The organism is Billgrantia saliphila, from assembly GCF_002930105.1.
In the GTDB taxonomy this organism is placed as follows: domain Bacteria; phylum Pseudomonadota; class Gammaproteobacteria; order Pseudomonadales; family Halomonadaceae; genus Halomonas; species Halomonas saliphila.
Genome location: NZ_PJRN01000006.1, coordinates 69,386 through 82,731, shown reverse-complemented (window position 1 = coordinate 82,731; position 13,346 = coordinate 69,386). Strand labels below are relative to the sequence as shown.

General features: G+C 65.5%; 11 protein-coding genes. 10 read left to right on the top strand and 1 reads right to left on the bottom strand.

Annotation, left to right across the window (positions count from 1 at the left end; translation table 11 throughout):
• Positions 1-32: 32 nt before the first annotated feature.
• Positions 33-1,880: a translational GTPase TypA gene (gene typA / locus CYJ07_RS08550; protein ID WP_104203273.1), complete on the bottom strand. Its 1,848-nt coding sequence runs from the start codon at positions 1,878-1,880 to the stop codon at positions 33-35.
• A 339-nt stretch (positions 1,881-2,219) separates the two neighbouring features.
• Between typA and CYJ07_RS08545 the strand changes: the two genes are divergently transcribed.
• The 10 genes from CYJ07_RS08545 (at position 2,220) to CYJ07_RS08500 (ending at position 13,344) form a co-directional block, all read left to right on the top strand.
• Positions 2,220-2,762: a glycosyltransferase family protein gene (locus tag CYJ07_RS08545; RefSeq protein ID WP_104203272.1), complete on the top strand. Its 543-nt coding sequence runs from the start codon at positions 2,220-2,222 to the stop codon at positions 2,760-2,762.
• A 351-nt stretch (positions 2,763-3,113) separates the two neighbouring features.
• Entirely contained in the window at positions 3,114-4,520 is a 1,407-nt protein-coding gene (gene glnA, locus CYJ07_RS08540; RefSeq protein ID WP_104203271.1) for a glutamate--ammonia ligase, read from the top strand.
• Positions 4,521-4,690: 170 nt separating this feature from the next.
• Positions 4,691-5,230 (top strand): DUF4124 domain-containing protein, encoded by a 540-nt coding sequence (locus CYJ07_RS08535; protein ID WP_104203270.1) that lies wholly within the window; start codon positions 4,691-4,693, stop codon positions 5,228-5,230.
• Positions 5,231-5,515: 285 nt separating this feature from the next.
• Complete coding sequence (gene glnL / locus CYJ07_RS08530) at positions 5,516-6,562, top strand: nitrogen regulation protein NR(II) (protein WP_104203269.1); 1,047 nt, start codon at positions 5,516-5,518, stop codon at positions 6,560-6,562.
• Entirely contained in the window at positions 6,555-7,967 is a 1,413-nt protein-coding gene (gene ntrC, locus CYJ07_RS08525; protein ID WP_104203268.1) for a nitrogen regulation protein NR(I), read from the top strand. The genes glnL and ntrC overlap by 8 nt, the downstream gene beginning before the upstream one ends.
• Before the next feature lie 93 nt (positions 7,968-8,060).
• Positions 8,061-9,071, top strand: a complete 1,011-nt coding sequence (locus CYJ07_RS08520; protein WP_231489575.1) for a hydroxymethylglutaryl-CoA lyase — start codon at positions 8,061-8,063, stop codon at positions 9,069-9,071.
• Positions 9,072-9,073: 2 nt separating this feature from the next.
• Positions 9,074-10,279 carry a CaiB/BaiF CoA transferase family protein gene (locus CYJ07_RS08515; protein WP_104203267.1) on the top strand — a complete coding sequence of 402 codons (1,206 nt, stop codon included), beginning with the start codon at positions 9,074-9,076 and terminating at the stop codon, positions 10,277-10,279.
• A gap of 96 nt (positions 10,280-10,375) precedes the next feature.
• Entirely contained in the window at positions 10,376-11,371 is a 996-nt protein-coding gene (locus tag CYJ07_RS08510; protein ID WP_104203266.1) for a Bug family tripartite tricarboxylate transporter substrate binding protein, read from the top strand.
• Complete coding sequence (locus CYJ07_RS08505; protein ID WP_104203265.1) at positions 11,368-11,841, top strand: tripartite tricarboxylate transporter TctB family protein; 474 nt, start codon at positions 11,368-11,370, stop codon at positions 11,839-11,841. Before CYJ07_RS08510 ends, CYJ07_RS08505 begins: the two co-directional genes overlap by 4 nt.
• A gap of 9 nt (positions 11,842-11,850) precedes the next feature.
• A complete protein-coding gene (locus CYJ07_RS08500; protein WP_104203264.1) occupies positions 11,851-13,344 on the top strand; it encodes a tripartite tricarboxylate transporter permease in 1,494 nt (497 codons plus the stop codon).
• Positions 13,345-13,346: the final 2 nt, after the last annotated feature.

The following is a 13,346-nucleotide window of genomic DNA, read 5'->3' as shown; positions in this document are numbered from 1 at the left end:
CGTGAAGGCGGGCGCAAGGGTATCGCGTCGGCTTACTTCTTGGCGCGCTTGCGCTCGTGCTCCTTGAGGAACTTCTTGCGCAGGCGGATGTGGTTGGGGGTGATCTCCACCAGCTCGTCGTCGTCGAGGAACTCGATCGCCTGCTCCAGCGAGAACTTCACCGGCGGCGTCAGCACGATATTCTCGTCGTTGCCCGAGGCGCGCATGTTGTCGAGCTTCTTGCCCTTGGTGGGGTTGACCACCAGATCGTTGGCGCGATTATGGATGCCCACCAGCATGCCTTCATAGACCTCGGTGCCGTGGTCGATGATCAGCTTGCCGCGTTCCTGCAGGGCGTACAGCGCGTAGGCCAGCGCCTTGCCGTCGACCATCGACACCAGCACGCCGTTGCGACGCTCGATGGCGGCGTCGGGCTTGAGCGGGCCGTAGTGGTCGAAGCGGCTGGTGAGGATGCCGGTACCCGAGGTCAGGGTGAGGAACTGGCCGCGGAAGCCGATCAGCCCGCGTGCCGGGATGATGAAGTCCAGGCGCACGCGGCCCTTGCCGTCGGGGTTCATGTTGGTCAGCTCGCCCTTGCGGTAGCCGAGCTCCTCCATGATCGCGCCCTGGTGCTGCTCCTCGCAGTCGATGATGACCTCTTCGTAAGGCTCCTGCTTGACCCCGTCGATCTCCTTGATGATCACCTCGGGGCGGCCCACCGCCAGTTCGAAGCCCTCGCGGCGCATGGTCTCGATCAGCACCGACAGGTGCAGCTCGCCGCGTCCGGAGACCTTGAACTTCTCAGGGCTCTCGCCCTGCTCGACGCGCAGCGCCACGTTGTGAATCAGTTCCTGCTCGAGGCGATCCTTGATGTTGCGGCTGGTGACGTACTTACCGTCGCGGCCGGCGAAGGGCGAGTCGTTGACCTGGAAGGTCATGGACACGGTGGGCTCGTCGACCGACAGCGGCGGCAGCGCCTCGACGGCGGCCGGGTCGCACAGCGTGTCGGAGATCGACAGCTCATCAATGCCTGTGATGCAGACGATGTCACCGGCGGTGGCCTGCTCGGTCTGCACGCGCTCCAGCCCCAGGTGGGTCATCACCTGGCCTACCTTGCCCTTGCGGGTCTTGCCGTCAGTGCCGACCACGGTAACCGTCTGGTTGGGTTTCACCGCACCGCGCTTGATGCGGCCGAGGCCGATGACGCCCACGTAGCTGGAGTAATCCAGCGCCGAGATCTGCATCTGGAAAGGACCGTCGAGTTCGACCGCCGGCGGCTCGACGATGTCGACGATGGCCTGGAACATCGGCGTCATGTCATCAGCGAGTTCTTCCGGGTCCATACCGGCGATGCCGTTGAGCGCCGAGCAGTAGATGATCGGGAAGTCGAGCTGCTCGTCGCTGGCGCCGAGATTGTCGAACAGGTCGAAGATCTGATCGATGACCCAGTCGGGACGAGCGCCGGGGCGGTCGATCTTGTTGACCACCACGATCGGCTTGAGGCCCTGATTGAATGCTTTCTGGGTCACGAAGCGGGTTTGCGGCATGGGGCCGTCGACAGCGTCCACCAGCAGCAGCACCGAGTCGACCATCGACATCACGCGCTCGACCTCGCCACCGAAGTCGGCGTGCCCCGGTGTGTCGACGATATTGATATGGAAGTCGCGGCCGTTGCCGTCGCGCCAGCGGATCGCGGTGTTCTTGGCCAGGATGGTGATGCCGCGCTCCTTCTCCTGGTCGTTGGAGTCCATGATCCGCTCCTGACCCTCGGCCTTGCGGTCGAGCGTGCCGGACTGGCTCAGCAGCTTGTCGACCAGCGTGGTCTTGCCGTGGTCGACGTGGGCGATAATCGCAATATTGCGCAAGCTCTCGATACGAGAGGGGGTTACAGCTGTGTTCATAGGGTGTGACTCATCATATATACGCACCTATGTACACATCGAAAGACGTACCCTAGGCGCGGGGGTAGGGGAGTGGTGGCGCATTGTACAGACAAGCGGGGTAGGGGAATAGCACAACCTCGCGATATGGCCGCTTTCAACCTGTAACGTGGCTGTGACACTCATTGAGGCTTGCTGCGGCGCATGAACCGGTTAAACACCGACTGGGTAGGACTTGGACAACGGAGTGGGGAAAAATTCAGCAGCGGGCTTTCTCGATACTTTTGTACACTTAGCGATACAAAATATGACAAAACGTGCCGATTCGAGGCGCTTCCCCGCTCTCGTGGAGCCCGCTAGATGCTACTCAGTAGTGTTCTTCTCGATGCTCGCACCGCTGGCGCGCAACTACCGCGCCATCTTGCCATGTTACAACGCGCGGCTCGCGAGTGGCATGGCAGCCATGAGCTGCTGTTGGTAGACGACACCGGCGATGCCCGACTACCGGCTTTGACGCGGCGCCATGAGACCACGCTGATCCACTGTTCCGGCGAGTCCCTCGGCAGCCGCCTGAACGTCGCCGTGGCCGTCAGCCGGGGCGATGTGCTGCTGTTCCCGGGGTTGGGGCCGCGGCGCGCCGTCGATTGGCTTAGCCATCGGCTGAGTGCCGCCGGCGAGGAGCGTGCCTGGGACGCCGCCGTGCTGCGAATTCCTCGTCAGGGTCGGCTGCGGCACTGGTGGTATCGCCTGCAGCGCACTTCGCCCCTGGATACCTTCTGGATAGCACGCGATTGGTTCGAGCGCATCGGCGGTTTCGATCCGAAGCTGGATACCGAGGCGCTTCCCGAACTGCTTGCTCGCCTGCGCGCCTGCCAGGCGAGAGTGACGATCGATTCGGCCTAGTGTCGATGGTCGCTTCCTTGCGCACCCCAATGGTGCGATTGCTCCCCTTGACGCACCATTAAGGTGCGATAATTCACTTCACGCCATGGGCGCTAGCTCCCTCGGGCGGCGCTGGTGCATCGTGCAACGCCAAAGTGCAGGTTTTTTGCTTTTAAAAACAAAGAGTAAAAGTTTTCCGGGCTTAAGTGGTGCAAAGTTGGCATGTCGTCTGCATTGGACTGGGCAGCTCACCATGCTCTTGCATGGCGATCGTGGGCAGCAAGGCCCACAGCGTGCTACAACAGGCGCTGATCCATCGGCGCCAATGGACTATCAGCCATTGAAACGAGCCACAGCTCAACGGAGGACATCATGTCTGCCAAGACACTCGCCCTGATCGAAGAACACGATGTGAAGTGGGTCGACCTTCGCTTCACCGACACGCGGGGCAAGGAACAGCACGTCACCATCCCGGCGCGTGACGTGGACGAGGAATTCTTCGAGAACGGCCAGATGTTCGACGGCTCCTCGATTTCCGGCTGGAAGGGCATCAACGAGTCCGACATGATCCTGCGTCCGGAAGACGGCACCGCCTTCCTCGATCCGTTCACCGAAGACGCCACCCTAGTGCTGCGCTGCGATATCATCGAGCCGGCCACCATGCAGGGCTATGAGCGCGACCCGCGCTCCATCGCCAAGCGCGCCGAGGCCTACCTGCAGTCCACCGGCCTGGGCGATACCGCTTTCTTCGGCCCCGAGCCCGAGTTCTTCATCTTCGACGAGGTGCATTGGAAGGCCGACATCGAAGGCGCCATGTACAAGATCACCTCCGAAGAGGGTGCCTGGGCCACCGACCGTCAGGTCGAAGGCGGCAACCTGGCGCACCGCCCGCGCGTCAAGGGCGGCTACTTCCCGGTACCCCCGGTCGACAGCTTCCATGACATCCGCGGCGCGATGTGCAACACCCTGGAAGCCATCGGCCAGACCGTCGAGGTTCACCACCACGAGGTGGCCAACGCCGGCCAGAACGAGATCGGCGTCAAGTTCAACACCCTGGTGAAGAAGGCCGACGAAGTTCAGGAAATGAAGTACGTGATCCACAACGTGGCTCACGCCTACGGCAAGACCGCGACCTTCATGCCCAAGCCGCTGGTGGGCGACAACGGCAGCGGCATGCACGTGCACCAGTCCTTCTGGAAGGATGGACAGAACCAGTTCGCCGGCGACCAGTACGCCGGGCTGTCCGAAATGGCGCTCTACTACATCGGTGGCGTGATCAAGCACGCCCGTGCCCTGAACGCCTTTGCCAACGCTTCGACCAACTCCTACAAGCGTCTGGTGCCGGGCTTCGAGGCGCCGGTCATGCTGGCCTACAGCGCGCGCAACCGCTCGGCCTCCATCCGCATCCCGTATACCGCGAGCCCCAAGGGCAAGCGCGTCGAGCTTCGCTTCCCCGACCCGACCGCCAACCCCTACCTGTGCTTCGCCGCCATGCTGATGGCCGGTATCGACGGCATCAAGAACAAGATCCACCCCGGCGATGCGATGGACAAGAACCTCTACGACCTGCCGCCGGAAGAGGGCAAGAAGGTGCCGACCGTGGCGCATAGCCTGGATCAGGCTCTCGAGGCGCTGGACAAGGATCGTGCCTTCCTCACCGAGGGCGGCGTGTTCACCGACGACATGATCGACGCCTACATCGAGCTGAAGATGGAAGACGTGGAGCGTATCCGCATGACCACGCACCCGATCGAGTTCGACATGTACTACAGCTGCTGAGCAGCGCCCAAGCCGGCCGCAACGACCGCCGGCCGAACCCAGGAGCCCCGCATCGCGGGGCTCTTTTTTTGGCGTACACTATGCTCGGTAACGGTGCGTGAGACGCGTTCACGCAGACAGGCGCGGCCGCCACCGGCAGCGAGGCCGGAGTGCCGACGAAGGAGAGGCTCATGTTCAGGGGACTCATGGTGGGGCTGGTGTGGCTGCTGCTGGCCGACACGGCGTTGGCCACGTCGATCTATCGCACGACCGATGCCCAGGGCAACGTCGTCTTTACCGATGACCCCGACAGCGGCGGCGAGCCGGTCGATCTGGCGCCGCTGACGGTGGTGCCGTCGCGCGATGGCCGCCTGGTCCAGCCGCTTCGCCCGGCGGAAAGCGCCGCGCCGACAAGTCAGTCACCCGGCCAGCCTTTTATGCCCTACGACACCTTCCGTATCCGCTCGCCGGCGCAGCTGACGGAGCTTCCCGCCAGCCAGGCGGGCAACCTGCAGGTGGAGCTGGCCATCGAGCCGTCGCTGCGCCCGGACCATCGCGTGCGTCTGCTGGTCGATGGCCAGGTCAGTCAATCCGCCATGCACACCTCTGCCTTCGTGCTCAATGGCCTCGGCCGCGGTGAGTACGAATTACAGGCCGAGCTGCTGGACGGCCGTGGCGAAGTTCGCCATCGCACCCCGCCCGTAAGTCTCACCGTCGAGCGCGACGGCTGAGCGCCGCACGCCGGACCTGACGGCTGGCTTCACGATTGCGCCAATACGGCGCGCAAGGCGTCCTTCGCACTGGTGATCGACTCTTCCATGCACCATCATGGTGCGTGGGAGCCTGTCCGGCTTGCCCCGAAACGGCGCCATACCTCACTCATCGCGATTGGCGCGCTTCTTGCTTTAACTGTTCATGGGGTTGCTGCGGGGGGCAGGACGTCGGAACGTCGCTGCGCCATGACGATGCAGGCGTTTGCCCCTCATGCATTTGCGTTTCACCAAGGGAAGGCCGACATGTATCGACGCCTGATGGAACACCTCACCACCGCGGTGCTGCTGCTCGACGATGAGCTGCGCCTGCGGTGGATGAACCCGGCGGCCGAGGCACTGTTGGCGGTCAGCCTGGGACGGGTGAAGGGACACAGCCTCCCGGCGCTGCTGGCCGAGGACGACGGTATGAGCACGGTGCTGGCCAAGGCGCGCGACGATCAGCATCCCTTCACCCAGCGTGAGGTCAGGCTGGCGCTGCTCGGTGGAACGGCAGCCACTGTGGACTATACCGTCACTCCGCTTTCCGCCGACGAGTTGCTGGTTGAGATGGAGCCGCGCGACCGCCTGCTGCGCATCTCCCGCGAAGAGGCATTGCTCAACCGGCAGGAGGCGATCAAGGTGCTTTCGCGCGGCCTCGCCCATGAGGTCAAGAATCCGCTGGGCGGCATTCGCGGCGCCGCGCAGCTGCTCGAGCGCGATCTCGACGACCCTGCGCTGAAGGAGTTCACCCGCGTCATCGTCGAGGAAGTCGATCGCCTGCGCGACCTGGTCGACAGCATGCTCGGCCCCAACCAGCTGACGCGCTACGAGCCGCTGAACATTCACAAGGTGCTGGAGCGGGTGCGTACGCTGCTGGTCGCCGAGACGCCCGGTGTGGCGATCGAACGCGACTACGACCCGAGCTTGCCGGATTTGCCGGGCGACGAGGCGCAAATGATCCAGGCGGTGCTCAACGTGGCGCGCAATGCGGTGGAGGCGATGGCCGAGGCCGGCACCGAAACCCCCAGCTTGCTGCTGCGGACCCGGGCGCGGCGACAGTTCACGCTGGGCGCGGAGCGTCACCGCCTGGTCTGCGAGGTGGCCCTGATCGACAACGGCCCCGGAATCCCCGAAAGCCTGGAAGAGACCCTGTTCTATCCCATGGTATCGGGCCGGGCCGACGGCAGCGGGCTGGGCCTTTCCATTGCCCAGGGCATCCTGCACCAGCACCAGGGGCTCATCGAATGCGAGTCCCGCCCCGGCCACACCGAATTCCGTCTGCTGATTCCACTGGAGAGGCGCCATGACTGATGTCGCACGTGTCGCGGTGGTCGACGACGACCGCGCCATTCGCTGGGTGCTGGAGCGCACCCTGGCCCAGCCCGACCTAGAGGTCGAGTGTATCGAGCGGGCCGATCTGGCGCTCAGCCGGCTGCTGGACGACCCTCCCGATGTCCTGATCACCGATATCCGCATGCCCGGGATCGACGGGCTGGACCTGATGTCGCGGGTGCGCGAGGCGCATCCCGATCTGCCGGTCATCGTCATGACCGCACATTCCGATCTCGATAGTGCCGTCGCCTCCTACCAGGGCGGCGCCTTCGAATACCTGCCCAAGCCGTTCGATGTCGACGAGGCGCTGGCCCTGGTGCGCCGTGCGGTGGCCCACGCGCGGGAGCGCAAGCGACCGGTGAGCGTGCCCGAGGGGCTGGATGCCGAGATCATTGGCGAGGCGTCGGCGATGCAGGAGGTCTTCCGTGCCATCGGCCGGCTGTCTCACTCGCACATCACGGTGTTGATCAACGGCGAGTCGGGGACCGGCAAGGAGCGGGTGGCCCGCGCCTTGCACCAGCACAGCCCACGTACCGGCAAACCGTTCATCGCGCTGAACATGGCGGCGATTCCGCGCGACCTGATCGAGTCCGAACTGTTCGGCCACGAGAAGGGCGCCTTCACCGGGGCCACCGCCCAGCGCCAGGGCCGCTTCGAGCAGGCCGACGGCGGTACCTTGTTCCTCGACGAGATTGGCGACATGCCCGCCGAGACCCAGACCCGGCTGCTGCGCGTGCTTGCCGACGGCGAGTTCTACCGGGTCGGCGGCCACACCCCGGTGAAGGTGGACGTACGCATCATCGCGGCGACCCACCAGAATCTCGAGGCGCTGGTGGAGGACGGACGCTTTCGCGAGGACCTCTTCCATCGCCTCAACGTGATCCGGGTGCATCTGCCGCGGCTCGCCGAACGGCGCGAGGACATCCCACGGCTGGCGCGGCATTTTCTGGCCGAGGCCGCCAAGGAGCTGACGACCGATATCAAGGTGCTGACCCGCGACGCCGAGGAGCATCTAACTCGCCTGCCCTGGCCGGGCAACGTGCGCCAGCTCGAGAACACCTGCCGCTGGTTGACCGTGATGGCATCGGGGCGCGAGATCCTTGTCGAGGATCTGCCGCCGGAGCTGCGCAGCAGCGAGGCGGGGGAATCGCCCGCCGGCGATTGGCGAGCCGCCTTTCGCGACTGGGCTGACCGTGCACTGGCCGCGGGCCATACCCATCTGCTGGAAGAAGCGGTACCGGACTTCGAACGCATCCTGATCGAGACCGCGCTGAAGCACACCGGCGGGCGCAAGGGAGAAGCCGCCGAGCTGCTGGGCTGGGGGCGGAACACGCTGACGCGTAAGCTCAAGGTGCTGCTGCCGGCGCTGGCGGATGGCGATTGAGAGGTGGGAACGCAAACTCGAGGTGCTGCCGGCGGATGGCAAATAAAGCCTTCCAGTCAGGCCATGTAAAAGCAGGCATACAACGAAAGGCGCATGGCTGCGAAGCGAGCCGGCTACGTACAGTCGGGGAAACCCATTGCATGGCTAACCATCATGCTTGAAGCGATCCGGGCTCCCCGGCAGGTCCATGTCACCGAAGTCGGGCCGCGCGACGGCCTGCAGAATGAAAAGGTGCAGCTCTCCACGGCACACAAGGCCGAGCTGGTGCGCGCCCTGGTCGCGGCCGGGGTGCGCGAATTCGAGCTGACCTCCTTCGTCAGTCCGCGCGCGGTGCCGGCCCTGGCCGATGCCGCGGAGCTCGTGGCCGAGCTTCGGGATATCGAACGGGTGCACTTCTCGGCGCTGGTGCCCAACCTGCGCGGGGCCGAGCGGGCCCTCGAATCGGGCATCGATTCGGTGGTGCTGTTCGTCTCGGCCTCGGAGAGCCACAACGCCAAGAACGTCAACGCCAGCGTCAGCGAGTCCCTGGCGAGCTTCGAACAGGTGGCCCGGCGGCTCGAGGGCAGCGGCATCGAGCTGCGCGGCGCCATCGCCACCTGCTTCGGCTGCCCATTCGAGGGCGATATCGATGTCGCCGCGGTAGGCCGCATCGCTCGTCACTTCGCCGATCTCGGCGCCCGCTACGTATCGCTTGGCGATACCACCGGCATGGCCACGCCGCCCCTTGTTGCGGAGCGGATCGCCCATCTGCGCGAAGTGGTGCCCGGCGTATCGCCGACCCTGCATTTCCACAACACCCGCGGCATCGGCCTGGCCAACGTCATGCAGGGCCTCGCACTCGGCGTCGATCGCTACGAGAGCTCGATCGGCGGGCTGGGAGGGTGCCCGTTCGCGCCGAAGGCGACGGGCAACATCGCCAGCGAGGACCTGGTCTACCTGCTCGAGGAAATGGGTATCGAGACCGGTATCGACCTGGATCGGATGATCGAGGCCGCGCAGCTCGCCACCCGCCTGATGGGGCGTCCGCTGCCGGCCCAGGTCTCCAAGGCGGGCCCGCGGCTGGCGCTCAGCGACCGCGCCTCCGTGGTCACGGCGAAGGGGTGAGCATGGGCGAGTCGGCCGCGCCCGCACCGGGGACCCTCGACGGTATCCGCGTGATCGACCTGACCCGGGTGATCTCGGGACCGTTCTGCACCCAGATGCTCGGCGACCACGGCGCCGAGGTGATCAAGATCGAACCGCCCGAGCGTGGCGACGTGCTGCGCTCGCAGGGCAACATCGTCAACGGCTTCAGCTGGTACTTCGCCCAGTTCAATCGCAACAAGCGTTCGTTGACGCTCGATCTGCGCAGCGACGAGGGCAGGGCGATCCTGCATCGCCTGCTCGAGGAGGCCGACGTGCTGGTGGAGAACTTTCGCCCCGGCGTGCTGGAGAAGATGGGCCTCGACGACGCCACGCTGCGCGAGCGCTATCCGCGCCTGGTGGTGGGACGCATCAACGGTTTCGGTTCCACCGGCCCCTACCGCGACCGCCCCGCCTACGACTTCATCGCCCAGGCCATGAGCGGCTTCATGGGCGTCAACGGCCCGCCCGATAGTGAACCCATGCGCGCGGCGCCGCCCATCAGCGACATGGTGGCCAGCCAGAACCTGGCCTTCGGCATCTGCGCGGCGCTGGTGCGACGCGAGCGTACCGGCCAGGGCGAGATCCTCGAGACCGCGCTGACCAACGGGCTGATCGGCATGCTCGGCTACCTGGCTGCGGAGTTCTTCGCCACCGGCCAGGTACCGGCGCGTACCGGCAACGACCATCCCATGCTCTATCCCTATGGCCTGTTCCGTGCCAGCGACGGCGAGGTGGCGATTGCCCCCAGTAGCGATGTCATGGTCGAACGCCTGCTCGGTGCGCTGGGCCTCCTCCCCCTGCTCGACGACGAGCGCTTCGTCGACAACGCCCGGCGCATGGCCCACCGCGAGTCGCTCCGCGAGATCATCAACCGGGTCACGGCGCAGCGTCGCGTCGAGGAGTGGATCGAGCATCTCAACCGCGCCGGGGTGCCGTGCGGGCGCGTCTACAGCCTGCGCGACACCTTCGACGATCCCCAGGTCCAGGCCCAGGAGATGAAGATCGAGATCGACCAGGGTGAGCTGGGGCGCATCCCCGCGACGGGTTTCCCGGTCAAGATGCGCGAGGCCCCGCCGGCGGTGCATCATCCCGCGCCACGGCTCGGCGAACACACCCACGAGATCCTGCGCGAACTGGGCGTTGAAGATGCCGTGATCGCCGCCATGCAAGCGCGGAAAGTTATATGAGCTAATCTGCAAGAGGCGCCGAGCCTGGGCTTCGCGCGGCAATACCCACCGCAACACGACACGACAGCGACACAACAACAAGCGAGGGACACGACAATGCGCACCATCAAGCACTTCCGCCACGGATTCGCCGCCTCGACCCTGCTGGGGCTGGGACTGGTCATCAGCGCGCCGAGCCAGGCGCTGCCGATCAGCGAATGCATCGCTCCGGCCGACCCCGGCGGCGGTTGGGACTTCACCTGTCGCTCGGTCGCCAAGCTGCTGCGCGATCTGGATCTGACCGACGGCGCCGTGCAGGTCACCAACATGCCGGGCGGCGTCGGCGCCGTGGCGTTCTCCAACGTATCCAGCAGCCGCGCCGACGACAGCGATCTGATCGTGGCGACCAGCACCGTGGGCATGACCCAGATCGCCCAGGGCCAGTACCCCGGCGACGCCGATACCATGCGTTGGTTGGCCATGCTGGGCACCGACGTGGGGGTGATCCTGGTCGACGACGAGAGCCCTTACGAGACCCTCGAGCAGCTGCTTGACGCCATGATCGAGGATCCGGGTGCGGTGGCCATGGCCGGCTCCAGCGGCGCCGGCGGCTGGGACCATATCCGAGCGCTGCTGCTAACCAAGGCCGCGGGCATGCCGGCCGAGCAGATGGTCAATGTGCGCTGGGTACAGTTCGATGGCGGCGGCCCGGCGGTGACTCAGATGATGGGGGGGCACGTCGACATGGTGTCCACCGACCTCGGCGAGATCGCAGGCTTCATCGAGTCCGGCGACGTGCGGGTGCTGGCGGTACTGTCCGACGAGCCGCTGCCTGAGCCCTTCGCCGAGCTGCCCACCGCGGTATCCCAGGGGTACGACGTGACCGGCTACAACTGGCGCGGCTTCTACACCGGCGGTGAGGTCTCCGACGACGACTACGCGAGCATGGTCGAAACCCTCGAGACGCTCTACCAGAGCGACGAGTGGAAGGAGACCGCCCAGCAGAACGGCCTGGTACCGCTGTGGCGCGGCGGTGACGAGTTCACCGACTACGTTTACGAAACCATCGACGAGGTCGAGTCCGTTTCGCGCGAGATCGGGGTCATCGAGTGAGTGAACCCGGGCTGAATCCGGAACAGGTGTCGGGTGCCGTCGCCGACCGTATCGCCGGCGTCGTACTGCTGCTGATGGCGGTGGGGGCGTGGTGGTATTCGCACACCTTCCCGGCCGGCTTCGGCCAGGTCGTGGGCCCCGGGGCCTTCCCGCGTCTGGTCAGCGTGCCGATGGGCCTGTTCGCGGCCTATCTGGTGATACGCCCCGGCGTCAATCAGCGCTGGCCGCAGCGCGCCGCCCTGCTCAGGCAGGGGGCGGCGCTGCTGCTGCTCGGTATCTATGCAGGTTTCCTCAAGCCACTGGGCTTCTTGCCCGCCAGTCTGGTCTGCGTGGTGCTGCTGATTCGTCTGTTCGGCGCGACCTGGAGGGCCGCGCTGGCCTGCGGCGCGCTGCTGACGGTCTCGCTCTATCTGCTGTTCGAATTCGCCCTCGGCATGCCGCTACCCAACATGCCGGGCCTCGACTGGTAAGGCATCACGATGGATATATTGGCTTTTCTCGCCCAGGGCTTTGCCGTGGCGCTCGAGCCCCAGCATCTGTTCCTGGCCCTGGTCGGCTGCGCCGTGGGCACGCTGATCGGGGCGTTGCCGGGGCTCGGCCCGGTCAACGGGGTGGCGCTGATGATCCCGTTGACCTTCAATTTCGGCCTGACGCCGACCGCCGCGCTGATTCTGCTGGTCAGCATCTACTACGGTTGCATGTACGGCGGACGGATCAGCTCGATCCTGCTCAATATTCCCGGTGACGAACCGGCGGTGATGACCACCCTCGACGGCTATCCAATGGCGCTCAAGGGGCGTGGCGGCGAGGCACTGGGACTCTCCGGCGTGGCCTCGTTCGTCGGCGCCACCGTGGCCACCATCGGGCTCACCCTATTCGCCCCGCTGCTGGTGGGGTTCGCGATCCGCTTCGGACCGGCCGAGTACTTCGCCCTGTTCGTGCTGGCCTTCGCCACCATTGGCGGCGTGACCAGCGGCAGCCTGGTGAAGAGCTTTCTCGCGGCCTGCCTGGGTCTGCTGCTGGGCACCGTGGGCATCGACTCGGTGAGCAGCGTGCCACGCTACACCTTCGGCTGGTACGAGCTCTACGACGGCATCGACTTCATCGTCGCCCTGGTCGGACTCTTCGCGATCTCCGAGTGCCTGGTGTTTCTCGAGGACATCCACGGCAGCGACAAGCCGACCCTCAAGGTGGGTTCGGCGATTCCAGGCATTCGCAGTGCCTGGAAATGCGCGCCGACCATCGGACGCAGCTCGTTCATCGGTTTCGTCGCCGGCGTGCTGCCGGGCGCTGGCGCCGCACTCGGCAGCTTCCTCTCTTATACTCTGGAGCGCCGCTGGCTGGGGCGTCGCGGCACGTTCGGCCAGGGCGATCCGCGCGGTGTGGCGGCACCGGAAGCGGGCAACAACGCGGCGGCCGGCGGCGCGCTGATTCCCATGCTGTCGCTGGGCATCCCCGGCAGCGGTACCACGGCGATTCTGTTGGCACTGCTCCTGTCGATGAACATCACGCCTGGGCCGCTGCTGTTCTCGCAGCAGCCGGAAATGGTCTGGGGGCTGGTGGCGGCTCTATTCATCGGCAACGTGATGTTGCTGATCCTCAATATCCCGCTGGTAGGGCTGTTCGCCAAGGTGCTGCAGGCGCCCGGCTGGTTCCTGATGCCCATGGTGGTGATGGTGGCCTTCGTCGGCGTCTACTCGCTGAGCAACAGCGCCTTCGATCTCTACATGATGCTGGCCTTCGGTGTGCTCGGCTACGTGCTGCGCAAGCTCGAGTTGCCCGCCGTACCGGTGGTGCTGGGTCTGCTGTTGGGCGGGCAGATGGAATACAACATGCGCCGCGCCATGTCGCTCTCGGGAGGCGACTGGAGCATTCTGTGGAACAGCGGTATCACCATCGGCATCTACGCCTTCGCCATTACCCTGATCCTTGCGGGGCTGGTGTATAGCTGGATGGTCCGACAGCGCCTCTAGGT

What these genes read in the sequence shown, in the direction of transcription:
- CYJ07_RS08545 (WP_104203272.1), top strand. Translation starts at nt 2,220, where the DNA reads ATGCTACTCAGTAGTGTTCTTCTCGATGCTCGCACCGCTGGCGCGCAA.
- CYJ07_RS08515 (WP_104203267.1), top strand. Translation starts at nt 9,074, where the DNA reads ATGGGCGAGTCGGCCGCGCCCGCACCGGGGACCCTCGACGGTATCCGC.
- CYJ07_RS08510 (WP_104203266.1), top strand. Translation starts at nt 10,376, where the DNA reads ATGCGCACCATCAAGCACTTCCGCCACGGATTCGCCGCCTCGACCCTG.
- glnL (WP_104203269.1), top strand. Translation starts at nt 5,516, where the DNA reads ATGTATCGACGCCTGATGGAACACCTCACCACCGCGGTGCTGCTGCTC.
- CYJ07_RS08520 (WP_231489575.1), top strand. Translation starts at nt 8,061, where the DNA reads ATGGCTGCGAAGCGAGCCGGCTACGTACAGTCGGGGAAACCCATTGCA.
- ntrC (WP_104203268.1), top strand. Translation starts at nt 6,555, where the DNA reads ATGACTGATGTCGCACGTGTCGCGGTGGTCGACGACGACCGCGCCATT.
- CYJ07_RS08500 (WP_104203264.1), top strand. Translation starts at nt 11,851, where the DNA reads ATGGATATATTGGCTTTTCTCGCCCAGGGCTTTGCCGTGGCGCTCGAG.
- glnA (WP_104203271.1), top strand. Translation starts at nt 3,114, where the DNA reads ATGTCTGCCAAGACACTCGCCCTGATCGAAGAACACGATGTGAAGTGG.
- typA (WP_104203273.1), bottom strand. Translation starts at nt 1,880, where the DNA reads ATGAACACAGCTGTAACCCCCTCTCGTATCGAGAGCTTGCGCAATATT.
- CYJ07_RS08535 (WP_104203270.1), top strand. Translation starts at nt 4,691, where the DNA reads ATGTTCAGGGGACTCATGGTGGGGCTGGTGTGGCTGCTGCTGGCCGAC.